Below are 18084 nucleotides of genomic sequence, written 5' to 3'. Positions count from 1 at the left end.
CTGCGATGGCGGTCAGTCAGTGAAGCATGCGGGGACTGACACACCGCCATCGCAGGCAAGCCAGCTCCCACAGTTTTCAACCGCGCTCAGACTTGAGGATTTCGTAATCACGCAGCTTGTTGGCGATGGTGGTGTGGGAGACCCCCAGGCGCTTGCCCAGCTGTCGGCTGCTGGGATGTTCAGCATACAAACTTTCCAGAACAGCCTTCTCGAACCGCCCGACAATCTCTTCCAGACCACCCTCAAGCGAGAAATCGCCAAGCGGCTGACGCACGCCATAATCCGGCAAGCGAATATGCTCGGCCTTGACCGTGCCTCCGTCACACAGCGACACCGCCTGGAACAGCACGTTTTCCAGCTGCCGCACATTACCCGGCCAGTGGTAATGACTCAGACGCTCCATCGCCGTCGGGGCCAGCTTGGGCAACGGGCAGCCGATCTGGCGGCTGGCCTGATCGAGGAAGTGCTCAACCAGCGGCGCCAGGCCATCAAGGCATTCGCGCAGCGGCGGGATATGCAGCGACAGCACGTTCAGACGGTGATACAGGTCCTGGCGAAACTCACCGCGAGCGCATAGCTCAGACAAATCCATCTGAGTCGCACAAATCACCCGCACATCCAGGTACACCTCTTCATCACTGCCGACGCGGCGGAAGCAACCGTCCTGCAGAAAGCGCAGCAACTTCACCTGCAAACGCGCACTCATTTCGCCGACGCCATCGAGAAACAGCGTACCGCCTGCCGTCAGCTCCAGCAGCCCGAGCTTGCCTTCGGCCCGGGCACCTTCAAATGCACCCGGGCCATAGCCGAACAATTCGGTCTCGGCCATCGACTCCGGCAGGCCCGCGCAGTTGAGCGCCATCAGCGGCGACTGCCCACGCGGACTGGCCAGGTGACACGCCCGCGCCAACAGTTCCTTGCCGGTGCCGGTTTCGCCTTCTATTAATAGCGGCGCATCCAGCGGTGCCATGCGCCGCGCTTCACGCACCACCGCCGCCATGACCTTGGAGCTCTGGAAAATACTGTCGAAGCCGCGCAGCTCCTGCTTGCGCACATTGTAGATACGTTCCCCCACGCGGTCGGCACGGTGCAGGGTCAGCACGGCGCCGGCCATGGCCTCGCTGTCGTCATGCTCCGAAGATTGCAGCGGCGCGATGTCCGCCAGGAATACGTCGCCCTTGACCTTGACCCGCAGGCCGTTGATCCGCGATTTACTGGCACGTACCAGCTCGGGCAAGTCGAAATCCTCGGCGTAGCGCGACAACGGAATGCCCGGCACCTCGTCGACACGCACACCGAGCAACTGTGCTGCCGCACGGTTGGCAGCGACGATGGAACCACCCATGTCGATGGACAGCACCGGAAACTCCAGGGCGCCGAGCAACGCATTGAGCTCCATGTGCCGCCGCTCGCTGGGCATCAGCCCTACCCGCTTGACGCCAAACACCCCGGCAATCGCCTCGAATTGCGGGCGCAACGCCTGGAACTGCATGTTCACCAGGTTCGGGCAGAACAGGTAGATGGCATTGCCGTGTTCGCCACCGACCTCCCCCTTGGCGACGTTGACGCCGTACTCCACCAACAGGTTGAGGATGTCCCGCAGGATGCCGATGCGGTTCTGGCAGTGCACTTTGATACGCATGAAAAGGCCCGAAAAGTGGGAAGGCGCCGCGTCTTTTTGCCGCTGGGCGCAGATAGTCGTCAAGATTATGTGACAGCTTGTGTGCTTTTCCCAGCCCAATCCAACGACGAGCGCCACAAACGTAACGAAAACTTTACGAATATCGGTAACTTTTCCTACGGACACACGCGGCAGGTAGATGGAATCTCTCCCACCAAGGGGTATCAATACGCTCATAGCAGGACATAACAAGAACGAATGCCTAGCAGGAGAGCCGTATGAAGCAGACGCAGTACGTGGCCCGCGAGCCCGATGCGCAAGGTTTTATCCACTACCCGCCGGAAGAACATGCGGTGTGGAACACCCTGATCACTCGCCAGTTGAAAGTGATCGAGGGACGCGCCTGCCAGGAATACCTGGACGGCATCGACAAGCTGGGCCTGCCCCTGGATCGCATCCCGCAACTGGGTGAAATCAACCAAGTGCTGGCCGAGACCACCGGCTGGCAAGTGGCCCGCGTGCCGGCGCTGATCCCCTTCCAGACCTTCTTCGAATTGCTCGCCAGCAAGCAGTTTCCGGTGGCGACCTTTATTCGCACTCGCGAGGAATTGGACTACCTGCAAGAGCCGGACATTTTCCACGAGATCTTTGGCCACTGCCCGCTGCTGACCAACCCCTGGTTCGCCGAATTCACCCACACCTACGGCAAGCTCGGCTTGGCGGCGACCAAGGAGCAACGGGTGTACCTGGCGCGCCTGTACTGGATGACCATCGAATTTGGCCTGGTGGACACGCCCCAGGGCCGGCGCATCTATGGGGGCGGCATCCTGTCGTCGCCCAAGGAGACGGTGTACAGCCTGTCGTCCGAGCCCGAGCACCAATCCTTCGACCCGCTGGAGGCGATGCGCACGCCGTATCGCATCGACATCCTGCAGCCCCTGTACTTTGTCCTGCCTGAACTCAAGCGCCTGTTCGACGTGGCGCAGGAAGACATCATGGGCATGGTGGAACGCGGCATGCATCTGGGTTTGCACGCACCAAAATTCCCGCCCAAACCCAAAGCTGCGTGAACCTTACGTTTTGCGGCCAGGTGAGTCTGTTCCCTGGCCGCGCGTTGCTTTAGGGTGACGCTACTGATCTTCATACATTCGAATTCAGGACACCTACATGACCACCTTGAACCAAGCCCACTGCGAAGCCTGCCGCGCCGACGCCCCACAAGTCAGCGATGAAGAGTTGCCGGTACTGATCAAGCAGATCCCCGACTGGAACATCGAAGTACGCGATGGCGTGATGCAGCTGGAAAAGGTTTTCCTGTTCAAGAACTTCAAGTTCGCCCTGGCCTTCACCAATGCCATGGGTGAGATCTCCGAAGCCGAAGGCCATCACCCAGGCCTGCTCACCGAATGGGGCAAGGTCACCGTGACCTGGTGGAGCCACTCCATCAAGGGCCTGCACCGCAACGACTTCATCATGGCCGCGCGCACCGACGACGTGGCCAAGGACGCCGAGGGCCGCAAGTAATGCATTTCGATGCCATTGGCCGTGTACCCGGCGACCCGATCCTCGGTTTGATGGACCTGTATGCCCAGGACAACAACCCGAACAAGTTCGACCTGGGCGTGGGCGTCTACAAGGACGACCAGGGCCTGACGCCTATCCCCCGCTCGGTGAAGCTCGCCGAGCAGCGCCTGGTGGACACGCAAACCACCAAGACCTACATCGGCGGCCACGGCAACGCGGCCTTCGGCTCGCTGATCAGCCAACTGGTACTGGGCGCCGATTCGCCGTTGATCCGCGACCGCCGTGCCGGTGCCAGCCAGACCCCGGGCGGTACCGGCGCCCTGCGCCTGAGTGCCGACTTCATCGCCCAGCACCTGCCGGGCCGTGGCGTGTGGTTGAGCAACCCAACGTGGCCGATCCACGAAACCATCTTTGCCAAAGCCGGGCTCAAGGTCAGTCATTACCCCTACGTGGGCACTGACAACCGCCTGGATGTGCAGGCGATGCTGGCCACGCTGTCCAAGGTGCCAGAGGGCGACGTGGTGCTGCTGCACGCCTGCTGCCATAACCCGACCGGTTTCGACTTGTCCCAGGACGACTGGCGCCAAGTGCTGCAGATCGTGCGCGAGCGCCGGCTGCTGCCGCTGATCGATTTTGCCTACCAGGGCTTTGGCGACGGCCTGGAGCATGATGCTTGGGCGGTGCGTTTGTTCGCGGCTGAACTGCCGGAAGTGCTGGTCACCAGTTCGTGCTCGAAAAACTTTGGCCTGTACAGCGACCGCGTCGGTGCCTTGATCGTGTGTGCGGCGGATGCCGAGAAACTGACGGATGTGCGCAGCCAACTGGCAAACATCGCGCGCAACCTGTGGTCGACGCCGCCGGACCATGGCGCGGCTGTGGTCGCGACCATCCTCGGCGATGCCGAGCTCAAGGCGTTGTGGAGTGGTGAAGTCGAAGCCATGCGTTCGCGGATCGCGCAGTTGCGTTCCGGGCTGGTAGAGGCGTTGGCGCCACACGGGCTGGCCGAGCAGTTCGCACACATTGGTGCGCAACGCGGAATGTTTTCCTATACCGGTCTGAGTGCCGAACAGGTCAAGCAACTGCGTGAAAAGCACAGCGTGTACATGGTGAGTTCGGGCCGGGCCAACGTGGCAGGGGCTGATGCCACGCGGCTGGCGTTGCTGGCCGAGGCCATTGCTGACGTCTGCAACTGACGAAACTCAATCTAAATGTGGGAGCTGGCTTGCCTGCGATAGCGGTGTTTCAGTCGACATCTCTGTTGGATGTGACACCGTTATCGCAGGCAAGCCAGCTCCCGCATTTTTGTCCGTGTGAATCCTTCAGCCTGTGACCATCTCGGCTTTGAGCTGCGCCTCTTTCGCCTGGGCATCCGCCAATCGATACAACTCGATACTGCCATCCCAGTGTTCGATCAACGCCGTGCACGACTCCACCCAATCCCCGCAATTGAGGTAATCCACCTCGCCCACCTTGCGAATCTCTGCATGGTGGATATGCCCGCACACCACGCCATGCAGCTCACGCTTGGTCACTTCGTGGGCGATGGCTTCTTCGAAGTCGCTGATGAAACTCACCGCTGTCTTGACCTTGTGCTTGAGGTAAGCCGACAGCGACCAGTAACCGTAGCCATAGCGAGCGCGCCAGTGATTGAGCCAGCGATTGAGCGTGAGGGTGAACTCGTAGGCCGAGTCGCCGAGGAACGCGAGCCAACGGTGGTAGCGCGTGATGACATCGAACTGATCACCGTGGATCACCAACAGATGCCGACCATCGGCAGTCACGTGCACCGCTTCGTCCACCAACTGGATATTGCCCAGGATCAGCTTGGAATAGCGGCGCAGGAATTCGTCATGGTTGCCGGTGACGTAGATCACTTCGGTGCCGCGCTTGGCCATGGTCAGCAGGCGGCGGATCACGTTGGTGTGGGCCTGGGGCCAATACATGCCGCCGCGCATTTTCCAGCCATCGATGATGTCGCCCACCAAGTACACCTTGTCGGCGTGGTAGCCCTTGAGGAAATGCGACAAATGTTCGGCCTGGCAATCCCGGGTGCCCAGGTGCACGTCGGAAATCCACAGGGTACGAACCCGTTGTTTGCGGCTGGGCTTGGCGAACTCGGCACTGGTCATGGGCATCCCTCGACGGTGTTTTCGCGAGCTTGCGCCACGGCGATTAATAGCCCATGACAACTGTGCGTCAGTCTGATGACAGCGCCCGGCGCCCGCGAAGCGTTGTAGACTGCGCAGATGCTGCCCAGGAGACCGTGATGGGACCGACGCTCACACTACGCCACTACATCGAAGCCCCCCTCGCCCACAGCCATGACCATGCGCAGTTGGTGTTCGGCTTGTCCGGCCACCTGGACCTGGAAGTGGACGGCCGGGGCAGCCAGGTGCACGAAAGCAGCGTGATGGTGCTGCCCTTCTCCGCTCACCATGCCTGCGGCAGCCGCGATGGCAGCCGTTGCCTGGTGCTGGATGTGCCCACCGAACACTGGGTGTTGCAATCGCTGGGTGACCACGCCGATGCCAGCCGCCGCCTGCTCGACGAACCCGCACGCCTGACCCTCGACACCCGGCAGAGCCAACTGGTGCAATGGCTGGCCCACAGCCCGGTTGATGACCCGTTGATTGTCCAGCAAGGTGCGGTGCTGCTGCTCGCCAGCCTCAATCACCCTCTGGCCCAGCCGGCGCCGGGCAGGCGCTTGCCCTATGCCGCGTTCAACGCCCACATCGAACGGCATGTCGCGCACCCGCTGCAAGTGGCTGACCTGGCGCGCATCGCCGACCTGTCGGTCGCACGCCTGCACGCGCGGTTTATCGTCGAATGCGGGCAGACGCCGATGGACTATATCCGCAGCCGTCGCCTGCAGATGGCCTTGAAGCTGCTGCGCGAGACGGCGTTGCCCATCGGCGAAGTCGCCGACCGCGTCGGGTACAGCTCACAGAGTGCGTTCGCAGCGGCGATGCTGCGGGAGTTCGGCGCATCACCGGGGGCGTTGCGCCGCTCACTGTAGGAAGAGTCTCGCGACAATCGGCGCGAGCCGGACGACAGACACGCCCGTTTGCAACCCTCTACACTGCGCTTCGATAAACCCGTTGGTTCAAGGATCGCAATGACTCCCCGCTCAGCCCTCGGCGCCCTGCACATCGGCGCTTTGATGTTTGGCCTCACCGGCGTGTTCGGCAAGCTGGCAGCCGCCTCGCCCGCCATCATCGTGTTTGGCCGCGCCGCTTTCGCCGTGCTGGCCCTCGCGGTGTTCGCGCGCTTTGCCAGCAACACCACCTGGAAAACCCTCGAACTGCGCGACTGGCGCCGGCTGTTCATCAGCGGCGTGCTGCTCGCTGCGCACTGGGTGACCTTCTTCATTGCGGTCAAAGTGGCCGGCGTGGCCGTGGCGACCCTGGGGTTTACCGCGTTCCCGGCCTTTACGGTGATCCTTGAAGGGCTGATCTTCCGCGAGCGTATCCGCGCCAATGAAGTGGTGCTGGTGGCATTGGTCAGTGTCGGCCTCGTCTTGGTAACCCCCGACTTCAACCTCGCCAGCGAAGCCACCGGCGGCTTGCTGTGGGGCATCGCGTCGGGGCTGCTGTTTTCGCTGTTGTCCCTGAACAACCGTGCCAGCTCCGGGCGCATCCCGGCCGTGCAGGCGGCGCTGTGCCAGAACGTCGTGGTTGCGGCATGCCTGCTGCCGGTGGCGGCGCCTGGTTTGGCCGATGTGCGTGCCATTGACTGGCTGTGGATTGGCCTGCTCGGCGTGTTCTGCACGGGCCTGGCCCACAGCCTGTTCGTGGCCAGCCTGGCGGTGATCAAGGCGCGCACCGCGTCGGTGGTGTTTGCCATGGAGCCGCTCTACGGCATCACCGTGGCCTGGCTACTGTTTGCCGAAACTCCGACCTTGCGCATGTTGCTGGGCGGCGCCTTGATCATCGTCGCCATCGTGCTGTCCGGCCTGATGGGCAGCGCCAGCCAGGCCAAACAGCCCGCAGCGGCGGCCTGATCTATACTTCGCGCATCCGCAACAGTCTGTCGTCGTTCAACGGATAAGGCCCCTCGACGACAGCCCTGCCCTTTGAAGTTGCTGCAAGCGAGTGGTCACTCCCATAACGCTATGCAGGGGTTTCATCATGGAAATGCTCATCAGCTTGCTGGTTCAAATCATCAGCGGTGCCGTCGGCGGGAACGTCGCCGGCATGACCAAGCAGAGCCTGGGGACCGGGCTCAATACGCTGCTCGGCGGTATTGGCGGCCTGGTCCTGGGCCAGGTTGTCTCGCAGTTCACCGGAACATCCGGCGGTGAAGCACTGGATGTGGCGGCAGTCGGCAGCAATATCGTGGGCGGCGGCGTAGGTGGCCTGGTGCTCACCTGGGTCGTCGGGTTTATCAAACAAAAGCTGGCGGCCAAATAGCCGTATCGGTCACCGCTGCTCTGTGGCGGTGACCGTCATTGCGTACGATCGTTGTGGCCCAGGTCGCGCGCTGGGTCGATCTGGTCGCGCACACGTTGCTTGAGCACCTTGGCTTCCGGAAAGCCGCCATCGGCCTTGCGCTCCCAGATCTGCACGCCATCGCAGGTGATGCGAAACGCCCCGCCGGTGGCCGGCTCCAGTGCCACGCGCCCCAGGTCGTCGCAGAACGTACTCAACAGCTCCTGGGCCAACCACGCGGCACGCAGCAACCACTGGCACTGGGTGCAATAGGTAATGACGATCTCGGGTTTGTTCGTGGACATAATTTGAGAGGTTCCTGGCGTAACGGGCTCGGAGGATCGAGTGGCTATAATACCGGCCTTTACCGCCCTGCCTCGAGACTGATGATGCGCCGCCTGCTGTCCTGCCTGCTCCTGTGCCTTGTCCCCCTGCTTGCCGACGCCGTCGAGCCTCCACGGCCCAAAGTCGGCCTGGTGCTTTCCGGCGGCGCCGCCCGTGGTCTGGCCCATATCGGCGTGCTCAAGGCCCTGGAAGAACAAGGCATCCACATCGACGCCATCGCCGGCACCAGCATGGGCGCGGTGATCGGCGGGCTGTATGCCTCGGGCTACAAAATCGATGAACTGGAAAAGCTGGCACTGAGTATCGACTGGCAACAGGCCCTGTCCGATGCACCGCCCCGGGAAGACGTGCCGTTTCGACGCAAGCAGGATGACCGGGACTTCCTGGTCAAACAGAAACTCAGCTTCCGCGATGACGGCAGCCTTGGCCTGCCACTGGGCGTGATCCAGGGCCAGAACCTCGCGCTGCTGCTGGAAAGCATGTTCGCCCACAACAGCAACACGCGTAATTTCGACAAGTTGCCGATCCCGTTCCGCGCCGTGGCGACCGACATCACCACCGGCGAGAAAGTGGTATTCAGCAAGGGGCACCTGCCCCAGGTGATCCGCGCCAGCATGTCGATTCCTGCGGTCTTCGCGCCTGTAGAAATCGACGGCCGGCTGCTGGTAGACGGTGGCATGACCGACAACATCCCGCTGGACGTGGCGCGGGAGATGGGCGTGGATATTGCCATCGTGGTCGACATCGGCACCCCGCTGCGCTCGCGCAAGCAACTGGCCACGGTGGTCGATGTACTCAACCAGTCCATCACCCTGATGACCCGGCGCAATTCCGAAGAACAGCTCAAGGCCCTGCACCCCAAGGACGTGCTGATCCAGCCTCCCCTGGCCGCCTACGGCGTGACGGATTTCGGCCGCGCCAAAGACATGATCGACGCCGGCTACCGCGCCACCCGCGCACTCGATGTGCGCCTGGCCCATTTACGCCCCACTGAGCCTGTGGACCCACAATTGGTGGCTGCCCGCACACCAGGGGAACGCACCCCGGTGATCACCGCGATCAAGGTGGAGAACGATTCGAAAGTCAGCGAAGACGTGATCCGCTACTACATCCGCCAACCCCTGGGTGAGCCGCTGAACCTGGGGCGCCTGCAGACCGACATGGGCACCCTGTACGGCCTGGATTACTTCGAGCAGGTGCAATACCGCGTGGTGAAGAAGGGCCAGGACAACACCCTGGTGATCAGCGCGCGCGGCAAACGCGCCGGCACCGACTACCTGCGCCTGGGCCTGAACCTGTCGGATGACATGCGCGGCGACAGCGCCTTCAACCTCGGCGCCAGCTACCGCATCAACGGCATCAACCGCCTTGGCGCGGAATGGCTGACGCGGGTGCAGATCGGTGATCGCCAAGAGCTGTACAGCGAGTTCTATCAGCCGATGGACACCGGCTCACGCTACTTCGTCGCGCCCTATATCAGTGCCCAGGCGCAGAACGTTGAACTGATTCTGGACAACGACCCGATCTCCGAATACCGCCTGGAACGCTACGGTTTCGGGCTAAATGTGGGGCGCCAGATCGGCAACAGCGGCGAGATTCGCTTTGGCGTTGGCGAAGCCTGGGGCAAGGCGGATGTGCGCATCGGCGACCGCGACTCGCCGAGCGTGAGCTTCAGCGAAGGCTTCTACGAACTGAAGTACTCCTTCGACTCCCTGGACAATGTGTATTTCCCCCATGCCGGTGAGGATATCGGCCTGGCCTACCGGGAATTCGAACCGGGGCTGGGTTCGGACCAACGCTACCGCCAGTGGGAGTTCAAGCTGGAAAAGGCCATGAGCAACGGCCCGGACACCCTGGTACTGGGCGGGCGCTACGGGCGCACAGTGGATAAGTCTGACGTGGTGATTTCCAGCTTCCTGCTCGGCGGGGCGCGGCAGTTGTCGGGCTTTCGCGAGGACGCGATCTCGGGCCAGAACATCAGCCTGATGCGGGCGGTGTACTACCGTCGCCTCACGCCGCGCTCCTATTTGCCGCTGGACTTCCCGCTGTACCTGGGGGCATCGCTGGAACGGGGTCGGGCGTGGAACAACGACAATGAATTTGATAGCGGGTATATCAACGCCGCGAGTATTTTCCTGGGGTTCGATACGCCGTTGGGGCCGCTGAACTTCAGCTATGGCTTCAATGATGACAACCAGCAGGCGGTGTACCTGAACCTGGGCCAGACGTTCTAGAACGCCGAGTACAAGACCCAATGTGGGAGCAACTGTCTTGATGGTTTTCAAAAAAACATCATCAAGACAGCCATAAAAACTCCCACAGTTGACCGAGTACACCTGCTGATCTGTCCTCACTGTAGGAGCCGGCTTGCCGGCGATAGCGATCCATCAGTGAACAGCGTTGCAGCTGACCCACCGCCATCGCTGGCAAGCCAGCTCCTACAGGTTGATCTTTGGCGTGCTTGGGGTCAGGACTTTTCCAGGTTCGCCAGGATGTGCCCATGCACGCGCATGCACACGCTCAAGTCGGCTTCGTCTACGCCCACAAACAGCTCATGGCGCAGGGCCGTGGCGATGGTTTCAATCTGCTCAATCAACGGACGGGCTGTGTCACACAGCAAGATGCGCTTGGCACGGCGGTCTTCCACCACGGCCTGGCGTTGCACCAGGCCTTGGCCTTCCAGGCTGTCGAGCAGCCGCGCCAGCGTCGGCCCTTCTACACCGACACTCTGTGCCAGTTCGCGCTGGGTGGGCGCCTCTTCGAAACGGGCCAGGTGCAACAGCACCAGCCAACGCGCCTGGGACAAGCCCAGCCCCGCCAAACGGCGGTCCAGTTCGGCGCGCCAACCTCGGGACATTTGCGCCAACTGCATGCCAAAGCGGTGTTGATCGGTTAACGGCATAAAAAACTCATGGTTTAGACTGAAAATAAAGTGTGGCTAATTATTAGTCAGCTAAGCATGAGCCATGCCAGTAGGCAAGAGTTGCTATGTACTGATTCGTTACATTGTCGTAATTGGCGCACTAAATTTCGAATTCAGACTGCAAAGCCGCCCTTACACAGTACAAAACGCCCTCAGGAACACGACCGGTGAACAGTGGTGCAATCTCGGCAACCGGTGGCAATTCGCCTTCTCCGTCAAGGAAAGCGTCCTGGATTTCACCGAGCAAATCCTCCGGCAAATCAAGGGCCTGTTCCAGGGAGAGCTGCTGCTTGCCGATGGATTCGGCCAACAGGGTGTAGACGTTTTTTTCCGAGCATTGCAGCTGGCCGGCGATCTGGATCGGGGTCATGCCAGCGCGCGCCAGGCTGATCAACTCGTGGCGGATATCGGCGACTTCCTTCGGTGCTTCGGCCCGGCCGCCGAGCACTTCCAGGAACGCCTGGCCATAGCGCTCCAGTTTGCGTGCACCCACGCCGCTGACCCGGGCCATCTCGGCCATGGTGGTGGGCTGTTCGCGCAGCATTTCGAGCAAGGTGGAGTCCGGGAAAATAACGTAGGGCGGCACGCTGTGTTCCTGTGCCAGTTTGCGCCGCAGGGTACGCAAAGCCTCCCACTGTTCGCGCTCTTCGCCTCGTACCAACTGGCTGGCCTGGCTGGTGCTGCTCTTGACGGTGGTTTGCGGCTTGAGGTCGCGGCGCAGTTCAAGACTCACTTCGCCCTTGAGCAACGGTCGGCAACTATCGTTCAAGCGCAGCCCGCCATAACCTTCGATGTCAATGTCGACCAGATTGCGTGCAACCATCTGCCGGAACAACGAACGCCACTCCCCTTCCGCACGGGCTTTGCCAATGCCATAGACCGAGAGTTTTTCGTGGCCAAAACTGCGAACTTTTTCGTTGTCCTTGCCCAGCAACACATCCACCAGATGGCCCACCCCATAGCGTTGGCCGGTGCGGTGAATGGTCGACAACGCCTGGCGCGCCGGCTCCGTCGCGTCCCAGGTCTGCACGCCATCGGTGCAGTTGTCGCAATGGCCGCAAGGTTCGGGCATGTCTTCGTCGAAATACGCCAACAACGTCTGGCGGCGGCAACGGGTCTCTTCACACAACGACAGCATGGCATCGAGCTTGTGCTGCTCCAGGCGCTTGTGGCGCTCGTCGCCTTCGGAGTTCTGCAGCATCTGCTTGAGCATCACCACGTCCTGCAGGCCGTAGACCATCCAGGCATCCGCCGGCAGGCCGTCACGGCCGGCACGACCGGTTTCCTGGTAGTAGGCCTCAAGGGACTTGGGCAGGTCCATATGGGCCACGAAGCGCACGTTGGACTTGTCGATCCCCATGCCGAACGCAATGGTGGCAACCATGATCAGGCCTTCCTCATTGAGGAAACGCTTCTGATGGTAGGCCCGCAGGTCATTCGGCAAACCTGCGTGATACGGCAACGCCGGGTAGCCCTGCTCGCAGAGGAAGGCCGCCACTTCATCGACCTTTTTGCGCGACAGGCAATAGACGATGCCCGCATCGCTGCGCCGCTCGGACAGGAACGCCAGCAACTGCTTGCGTGGCTGCTCCTTGGGCACAATGCGGTAAAAGATGTTCGGCCGGTCGAAGCTCGACAGGAACCGCTCGGCATTCTGCAAATGCAGGCGCTCGACGATTTCTTCGCGGGTACGCTTGTCGGCGGTAGCGGTCAGGGCAATACGCGGCACATCAGGAAACAGCTCCGCCAATTGCCCGAGTTGCAGGTACTCGCGACGGAAGTCATGGCCCCATTGCGAAACACAGTGGGCTTCATCGATGGCGAACAGGGCGATTTCCAGGCTCTGCAGGAACGCCAGCATGCGTGGCTGCACAAGGCGCTCGGGGGCCAGGTACAACATCTTCACTTCGCCACGCTTGATCCGTGCGGCCAGGTCGCGCTGTTGCTCCGGGCTGAGGGTGGAGTTCAAGGAGGCTGCCGCAACACCAAGCTCTTCAAGGGTGGCCACCTGGTCGTCCATCAACGCGATCAGTGGCGACACCACCACGGCCAGGCCGTTGCGCAACAGGGCCGGCACCTGGAAGCACAAGGACTTGCCGCCACCGGTAGGCATCAGTACCAGGGCATCGCCGCCACTGGCCACGCGCTCAATGATCGCACCCTGGCGGCCACGAAAACTGTCGTAGCCGAAGATGTCCTTGAGGACGCGTTGAGCCTGCTCGAGCATGTAAAACTCCAAAATGGTGCCGAAATCCCACTGTACAGGCTGGCCGAGAAAACGCGCTTTCACGGGAAATAATCCGTAAGCGAAGTTTTCCCGGTTTGGCGCGTGGCCTGCCGGGGCATCACAAAACGCGGCAGTATACCCGAGCGACACCCGGCAAAGGGCGCCGCTGACGAATAGCGACCCCTCTCTAAAACCTGGCAAATATGCAGTGCGGCTGGCCTGGACGCTCAAGAAAGCCTAGAATTCAGCATCGTTTATTCCCAAGGTAGTCCTTCAATGTCCTTCGCTGAGCAACTAACCCGCCTGCAAGCCTTCCTCGACGCCGATGAGCTGCATGACGAGGCGCTGGACTACGTGGCCGCCCACGGCTACCTGACCGCCCTGTCGATCTGCTCCGAAATCGTGCCCGACCGTGAATGGATCGACGCGCTGTTCGCCGAAGAACCACACTACACCGACGCCGCCCAGCGTGAAGAAATTGAATCCACCCTGCTCGCCCTCAAGGCCCACATCGGTCGCCAGCTGGCTTCCGACGAGGAATTCGAGCTGCCATGCGAGCTGGACCTGGGTGATGAGCCGGATGATTCCGACCTGCGCGGCTGGTGCATCGGCTTCATGGAAGGTGTGTTCCTGCGCGAGGCCGCCTGGTTCGAAACCGCCGAGGAAGAAGTCAGCGAAATGCTGCTGCCGATCATGGTCGGCTCGGGCTTGTTCGACGACCAGCCGGAGTTCTCCGACATCGCCGCCGACGCCAACCTGATGGACGACATGATCGTTCAGATCCCGGAAGCGCTGACCGCCCTGTACCTGCTGTGCAACGCTCCTGACGAAAAACCGGCGATCCTCAAGCCTCGTCACCACTGAGTCAATTGCCCGTGACACCCATGGGCAACCGTCCTCTGCTCCTGCGTTACGCCCTGCTGGCCATTGGCTGGCTGAGCGTGGCGCTTGGGGTGATCGGCATTTTCCTGCCGGTATTGCCGACCACGCCCTTCCTGCTGCTTGCTGCCGCCTGCTTCGCCCGAAGCTCTCCGCGCTTCTACCATTGGCTGGTGGAACACCCGCGCCTGGGGCCGTGGATCCGTGATTACCTGGACGGCAACGGCATCCCCCTCAAAGGCAAGGTCTACGCCATCGGCTTGATGTGGCTGAGCATCGGCCTATCCTGCTATCTGGTGCCACTCCCCTGGGCCCGCGGCTTCATGCTGACCAGTGCGGTGCTGGTGACCATCTACATCCTGCGCCAGAAAACCCTGCCACCCCGCCAACGGTAGACACCGGCTTGTGTGGGAGCTGGCTTGCCTGCGATAGCATCACCGCGGTGTAACTGCGACACCGTGCTGATGCCATCGCGGGCAAGCCCGGCTCCCACACAAGCCCTGCACACGACCTTGGTCGACACTGACTAACCCCAAGCATCATGCGAGACTGTGCAACCGGGCCTGGAATGCCTGGGTGTTTTTATGCTCGGAGTTACCATGACGCTGTCCAGCGGGCTGATCGCCGCCGTTGCCCTGGCCTATATGGCCATTATGTTTGCCATCGCCTTCTACGGTGACCGCCGCCGTGCGCCGCTGCCACCGCGTATGCGTGCCTGGGTGTACAGCCTGTCGTTGGCGGTCTACTGCACCAGCTGGACCTTCTTCGGCGCCGTAGGCCAGGCCGCCGAACAGCTGTGGGCATTTTTACCGATCTACCTCGGACCCGTGCTGTTACTGGTGTTGGCACCCTGGGTGCTGCAGAAGATGATTCTGATCAGCAAGCAGGAAAACATCACCTCCATCGCCGACTTTATCGCCGCGCGCTACGGCAAGTCCCAGTCCCTGGCCGTGGTGGTGGCGCTGATCTGCCTGGTCGGCGTGCTTCCGTATATCGCCCTGCAGCTCAAAGGCATCGTACTGGGCGTGAACCTGCTGATCGGCTCCGGCCCCGACACCACCGGCACCCGCGCCCAGGACACCGCGCTGATCGTGTCGCTGGTGCTGGCGCTGTTCACCATTGTGTTCGGTACGCGCAACCTTGACGCCACGGAACACCACCGCGGCATGGTGCTGGCCATCGCGTTTGAATCCCTGGTCAAGCTGTTCGCGTTTCTCGCCGTCGGCGCGTTTGTGACCTACGGCCTCTATGACGGTTTCGGCGATCTGTTCAGCCAGGCCATGCTCGCACCTCGGCTGGAGGAATACTGGAAAGAGACCATCAACTGGCCCTCGATGGTGGTACAGACCGGCGTGGCGATGATGGCGATCATCTGCCTGCCCCGGCAGTTCCATGTGACGGTGGTCGAGAACATCGACCCACAGGACCTGCGCCTGGCCAAGTGGGTGTTCCCGGCGTACCTGATCCTCGCCGCACTCTTTGTGATCCCCATCGCCCTCGGCGGCAAGATGATGCTGCCGGGCTCGGTACTGCCGGACTCCTACGTGATCAGCCTGCCCATGGCCGAAGCGCACCCGGCACTCGCGGTGCTGGCGTTTATCGGCGGCGCCTCGGCGGCCACCGGCATGGTGATCGTGGCAAGCATCGCCTTGTCCACCATGGTGTCCAACGACATGCTGCTGCCGTGGCTGCTGCGCCGCTCCAGCGCCGAGCGGCCGTTCGAGGTGTTCCGCCACTGGATGCTGTCGGTACGCCGGGTCAGCATCGTGATCATCCTGCTGCTGGCCTATGTGAGTTACCGCCTGCTCGGTTCCACGGCAAGCCTGGCAACCATCGGCCAGATCGCCTTTGCCGCCGTGACCCAACTGGCGCCGGCGATGCTGGGCGCGCTGTACTGGAAGCAGGCCAACCGACGCGGCGTGTTTGCCGGGCTGGCTGCGGGAACATTCCTGTGGTTCTACACATTGGTCCTACCGGTGACGGCGAAAAGCCTGGGGTGGTCTCTGAGCCTTTTCCCAGGGCTGACGTGGATGCATTCACACCCGCTGGGGTTGTCCGTCACCTCACTGACCCTCGGCACGGTGTTCTCCCTGGCAGGCAACTTCACACTGTTCGTATGGGTGTCGATGCTGTCACGCACACGGGTGTCCGAACACTGGCAGGCCGGGCGCTTCATCGGCCAGGAAATCAGCCAGCGTGCCAGTGCCCGCTCGATGCTGTCGGTGCAAATCAGCGACCTGCTCAGTCTGGCTGCACGGTTCGTTGGCGAGGAGCGCGCCCAACAGAGCTTTATCCGGTTCGCCTATCGCCAGGGCAAAGGTTTCAACCCCAACCAGAATGCCGATAACGATTGGATCGCCCACACCGAACGCTTATTGGCAGGTGTGCTCGGTGCGTCCTCGACCCGCGCAGTGGTGAAAGCCGCCATTGAAGGGCGGGAAATGCAGCTCGAAGACGTAGTACGCATTGCCGACGAAGCGTCGGAAGTACTGCAGTTCAATCGGGCATTGCTGCAAGGCGCCATCGAGAACATCACCCAAGGCATCAGCGTGGTCGACCAGTCGCTCAAGCTGGTGGCATGGAACCGACGTTACCTGGAGCTGTTCAACTACCCCGAAGGCCTGATCAGCGTCGGCCGGCCGATTGCCGACATCATTCGCTACAACGCCGAACGTGGCCTGTGCGGGCCGGGCGAAGCCGAAGTGCATGTGGCGCGGCGCCTGCACTGGATGCGCCAGGGCCGTGCGCATACTTCCGAGCGTCTGTTTCCCAATGGCCGGGTGATCGAGCTGATTGGTAACCCGATGCCGGGCGGCGGTTTTGTCATGAGCTTCACCGACATCACCGCGTTCCGCGAAGCTGAGCAGGCACTCACCGAGGCCAACGAAGGCCTCGAGCAACGGGTGACCGAGCGCACGCACGAGCTATCGCAGCTCAATGTGGCACTCACTGACGCCAAGGGCGTGGCCGAGTCCGCCAGCCAATCCAAGACCCGTTTTCTGGCGGCCGTCAGCCACGACTTGATGCAGCCGCTGAACGCGGCCCGGTTGTTCTCCGCCGCCCTCTCCCACCAGAACGACGGAATGTCCAGCGAAGCCCGGCAACTGGTGCAGCATCTGGACAGCTCGTTGCGCTCGGCCGAAGACTTGATCAGCGACCTGCTGGACATCTCGCGCCTGGAGAACGGCAAGATCAATCCGCAACGCCAGCCCTTTGTGCTCAATGAGCTGTTCGACACCCTGGGCGCAGAGTTCAAGGCGCTGGCCCAAGAGCAAGGCTTGCGCTTCCGCCTGCGTGGCAGCCGCTTGCGGGTGGACAGTGACATCAAGTTGTTGCGTCGGATTCTGCAGAATTTTCTCACCAACGCCTTCCGCTATGCCGACGGCCCAGTGTTACTCGGCGTACGTCGGCGCAAGGGCGAGCTGTGCCTGGAAGTGTGGGACCGCGGCCCAGGCATCCCGCTGGATAAACAGAAGGTGATTTTCGAAGAATTCAAGCGCCTGGACAGCCACCAGACCCGTGCCGAGAAAGGCCTGGGGCTGGGTTTGGCGATTGCCGACGGCCTGTGTCGGGTGCTCGGCCATCGCTTGAGCGTACGTTCCTGGCCGGGCAAAGGCAGCGTGTTCAGCGTGCGCGTGCCGCTGGCGCGCAACCAGGCGAATCTGCAGGTCAAGGCGGCGCAGGAGAATGGCCTGCCCTTGAGCGGCGCACAGGTGCTGTGCGTGGATAACGAAGAGAGCATCCTCATCGGCATGCGCAGCCTGCTTACCCGCTGGGGCTGCGAGGTCTGGACCGCCACCGACCAGGCGCAATGCGCGGCGTTGCTGGCCGAGGGTATACGCCCACAATTGGCGCTGGTGGATTACCACCTTGACCACGGTGAGACCGGTACTGAATTGATGGGTTGGCTGCGTGCGCAACTGGCGGAGCCGATTCCGGGCGTGGTGATCAGCGCCGACGGCCGCCCGGAAATGGTCGCTGAAGTGCACGCCGCAGGTTTGGATTACCTCGCCAAGCCCGTAAAACCCGCGGCGTTGCGTGCGTTGTTGAGTCGGCATTTACCCCGGTGATCGAGGGTCTGGATAAAGACGTTTCGGCGCTCACCTACGACCCGGTCCGCAAAAGCCTGTTTACTGTC

15 protein-coding genes and 1 pseudogene are annotated in these 18084 nt (G+C 61.9%); 11 read left to right on the top strand and 5 right to left on the bottom strand.

What is annotated here, in order from left to right; all coding sequences use genetic code 11:
- Positions 1 to 76 precede the first annotated feature (76 nt).
- Complete coding sequence (locus AC07OV_RS29675) at positions 77 to 1642, bottom strand: sigma-54-dependent transcriptional regulator (protein WP_494997543.1); 1566 nt, start codon at positions 1640 to 1642, stop codon at positions 77 to 79.
- 257 nt (positions 1643 to 1899) lie between these two features.
- Between AC07OV_RS29675 and phhA the strand changes: the two genes are divergently transcribed.
- From phhA to AC07OV_RS29660, 3 genes are all read left to right on the top strand, one after another.
- Entirely contained in the window at positions 1900 to 2691 is a 792-nt protein-coding gene (gene phhA / locus AC07OV_RS29670; RefSeq protein WP_176996207.1) for a phenylalanine 4-monooxygenase, read from the top strand.
- A gap of 97 nt (positions 2692 to 2788) precedes the next feature.
- The gene (locus AC07OV_RS29665; RefSeq protein ID WP_105523117.1) at positions 2789 to 3145 is read left to right on the top strand and encodes a 4a-hydroxytetrahydrobiopterin dehydratase; all 357 of its coding nucleotides are present in this window, start codon (positions 2789 to 2791) and stop codon (positions 3143 to 3145) included.
- Positions 3145 to 4338: an amino acid aminotransferase gene (locus AC07OV_RS29660; RefSeq protein WP_495093552.1), complete on the top strand. Its 1194-nt coding sequence runs from the start codon at positions 3145 to 3147 to the stop codon at positions 4336 to 4338. Before AC07OV_RS29665 ends, AC07OV_RS29660 begins: the two co-directional genes overlap by 1 nt.
- A gap of 126 nt (positions 4339 to 4464) precedes the next feature.
- Here AC07OV_RS29660 and AC07OV_RS29655 read toward each other — a convergent pair whose 3' ends face one another.
- Positions 4465 to 5274, bottom strand: a complete 810-nt coding sequence (locus AC07OV_RS29655; RefSeq protein ID WP_176996209.1) for a UDP-2,3-diacylglucosamine diphosphatase — start codon at positions 5272 to 5274, stop codon at positions 4465 to 4467.
- Positions 5275 to 5411: 137 nt separating this feature from the next.
- Here AC07OV_RS29655 and AC07OV_RS29650 point away from each other — a divergent pair, with 137 nt between their 5' ends.
- The 3 genes from AC07OV_RS29650 (at position 5412) to AC07OV_RS29640 (ending at position 7554) form a co-directional block, all read left to right on the top strand.
- On the top strand, positions 5412 to 6161 hold the full coding sequence (locus AC07OV_RS29650; RefSeq protein ID WP_494997546.1) for an AraC family transcriptional regulator: 750 nt from the start codon (positions 5412 to 5414) through the stop codon (positions 6159 to 6161).
- A gap of 99 nt (positions 6162 to 6260) precedes the next feature.
- A complete protein-coding gene (locus AC07OV_RS29645) occupies positions 6261 to 7145 on the top strand; it encodes a DMT family transporter (RefSeq protein WP_495093551.1) in 885 nt (294 codons plus the stop codon).
- A 127-nt stretch (positions 7146 to 7272) separates the two neighbouring features.
- The gene (locus tag AC07OV_RS29640; RefSeq protein ID WP_259172915.1) at positions 7273 to 7554 is read left to right on the top strand and encodes a hypothetical protein; all 282 of its coding nucleotides are present in this window, start codon (positions 7273 to 7275) and stop codon (positions 7552 to 7554) included.
- 35 nt (positions 7555 to 7589) lie between these two features.
- Here the strand turns inward: AC07OV_RS29640 and AC07OV_RS29635 are convergent, their stop codons facing one another.
- The gene (locus tag AC07OV_RS29635) at positions 7590 to 7877 is read right to left on the bottom strand and encodes an Rdx family protein (RefSeq protein WP_176996213.1); all 288 of its coding nucleotides are present in this window, start codon (positions 7875 to 7877) and stop codon (positions 7590 to 7592) included.
- A gap of 84 nt (positions 7878 to 7961) precedes the next feature.
- Here AC07OV_RS29635 and AC07OV_RS29630 point away from each other — a divergent pair, with 84 nt between their 5' ends.
- On the top strand, positions 7962 to 10151 hold the full coding sequence (locus AC07OV_RS29630) for a patatin-like phospholipase family protein (protein WP_495093550.1): 2190 nt from the start codon (positions 7962 to 7964) through the stop codon (positions 10149 to 10151).
- Positions 10152 to 10384: 233 nt separating this feature from the next.
- Here the strand turns inward: AC07OV_RS29630 and AC07OV_RS29625 are convergent, their stop codons facing one another.
- Both AC07OV_RS29625 and recQ read right to left on the bottom strand, forming a co-directional pair.
- Complete coding sequence (locus AC07OV_RS29625) at positions 10385 to 10819, bottom strand: MarR family transcriptional regulator (RefSeq protein WP_028617350.1); 435 nt, start codon at positions 10817 to 10819, stop codon at positions 10385 to 10387.
- 121 nt (positions 10820 to 10940) lie between these two features.
- Entirely contained in the window at positions 10941 to 13067 is a 2127-nt protein-coding gene (recQ, locus tag AC07OV_RS29620) for a DNA helicase RecQ (protein ID WP_495093549.1), read from the bottom strand.
- A 276-nt stretch (positions 13068 to 13343) separates the two neighbouring features.
- Here recQ and AC07OV_RS29615 point away from each other — a divergent pair, with 276 nt between their 5' ends.
- From AC07OV_RS29615 to AC07OV_RS29600, 4 genes and pseudogenes are all read left to right on the top strand, one after another.
- Positions 13344 to 13931 carry a UPF0149 family protein gene (locus AC07OV_RS29615; RefSeq protein ID WP_176996216.1) on the top strand — a complete coding sequence of 196 codons (588 nt, stop codon included), beginning with the start codon at positions 13344 to 13346 and terminating at the stop codon, positions 13929 to 13931.
- A 20-nt stretch (positions 13932 to 13951) separates the two neighbouring features.
- Positions 13952 to 14341 carry a YbaN family protein gene (locus AC07OV_RS29610; RefSeq protein ID WP_176996217.1) on the top strand — a complete coding sequence of 130 codons (390 nt, stop codon included), beginning with the start codon at positions 13952 to 13954 and terminating at the stop codon, positions 14339 to 14341.
- A gap of 204 nt (positions 14342 to 14545) precedes the next feature.
- Positions 14546 to 18016, top strand: coding sequence for a hybrid sensor histidine kinase/response regulator (locus AC07OV_RS29605; protein WP_495093548.1), 3471 nt, complete (start codon positions 14546 to 14548; stop codon positions 18014 to 18016).
- Positions 18013 to 18084, top strand: a pseudogene (locus AC07OV_RS29600) (SdiA-regulated domain-containing protein); the annotation flags it as partial. The gene AC07OV_RS29605 and the pseudogene AC07OV_RS29600, both read left to right, overlap by 4 nt.

The sequence above is a fragment of the Pseudomonas sp. GW821-FHT09A09 genome (genome assembly GCF_059418405.1).
Note: the sequence above shows the minus strand (reverse complement) of the source record. Positions and strands in the feature narration are given on the sequence as shown.

Excerpts from the sequence above, each read along its gene's own strand:
- AC07OV_RS29675 (WP_494997543.1), bottom strand. The coding sequence starts at position 1,642 with ATGCGTATCAAAGTGCACTGCCAGAACCGCATCGGCATCCTGCGGGAC.
- phhA (WP_176996207.1), top strand. The coding sequence starts at position 1,900 with ATGAAGCAGACGCAGTACGTGGCCCGCGAGCCCGATGCGCAAGGTTTT.
- AC07OV_RS29665 (WP_105523117.1), top strand. The coding sequence starts at position 2,789 with ATGACCACCTTGAACCAAGCCCACTGCGAAGCCTGCCGCGCCGACGCC.
- AC07OV_RS29660 (WP_495093552.1), top strand. The coding sequence starts at position 3,145 with ATGCATTTCGATGCCATTGGCCGTGTACCCGGCGACCCGATCCTCGGT.
- AC07OV_RS29655 (WP_176996209.1), bottom strand. The coding sequence starts at position 5,274 with ATGACCAGTGCCGAGTTCGCCAAGCCCAGCCGCAAACAACGGGTTCGT.
- AC07OV_RS29650 (WP_494997546.1), top strand. The coding sequence starts at position 5,412 with ATGGGACCGACGCTCACACTACGCCACTACATCGAAGCCCCCCTCGCC.
- AC07OV_RS29645 (WP_495093551.1), top strand. The coding sequence starts at position 6,261 with ATGACTCCCCGCTCAGCCCTCGGCGCCCTGCACATCGGCGCTTTGATG.
- AC07OV_RS29640 (WP_259172915.1), top strand. The coding sequence starts at position 7,273 with ATGGAAATGCTCATCAGCTTGCTGGTTCAAATCATCAGCGGTGCCGTC.
- AC07OV_RS29635 (WP_176996213.1), bottom strand. The coding sequence starts at position 7,877 with ATGTCCACGAACAAACCCGAGATCGTCATTACCTATTGCACCCAGTGC.
- AC07OV_RS29630 (WP_495093550.1), top strand. The coding sequence starts at position 7,962 with ATGCGCCGCCTGCTGTCCTGCCTGCTCCTGTGCCTTGTCCCCCTGCTT.
- AC07OV_RS29625 (WP_028617350.1), bottom strand. The coding sequence starts at position 10,819 with ATGCCGTTAACCGATCAACACCGCTTTGGCATGCAGTTGGCGCAAATG.
- recQ (WP_495093549.1), bottom strand. The coding sequence starts at position 13,067 with ATGCTCGAGCAGGCTCAACGCGTCCTCAAGGACATCTTCGGCTACGAC.
- AC07OV_RS29615 (WP_176996216.1), top strand. The coding sequence starts at position 13,344 with ATGTCCTTCGCTGAGCAACTAACCCGCCTGCAAGCCTTCCTCGACGCC.
- AC07OV_RS29610 (WP_176996217.1), top strand. The coding sequence starts at position 13,952 with ATGGGCAACCGTCCTCTGCTCCTGCGTTACGCCCTGCTGGCCATTGGC.
- AC07OV_RS29605 (WP_495093548.1), top strand. The coding sequence starts at position 14,546 with ATGACGCTGTCCAGCGGGCTGATCGCCGCCGTTGCCCTGGCCTATATG.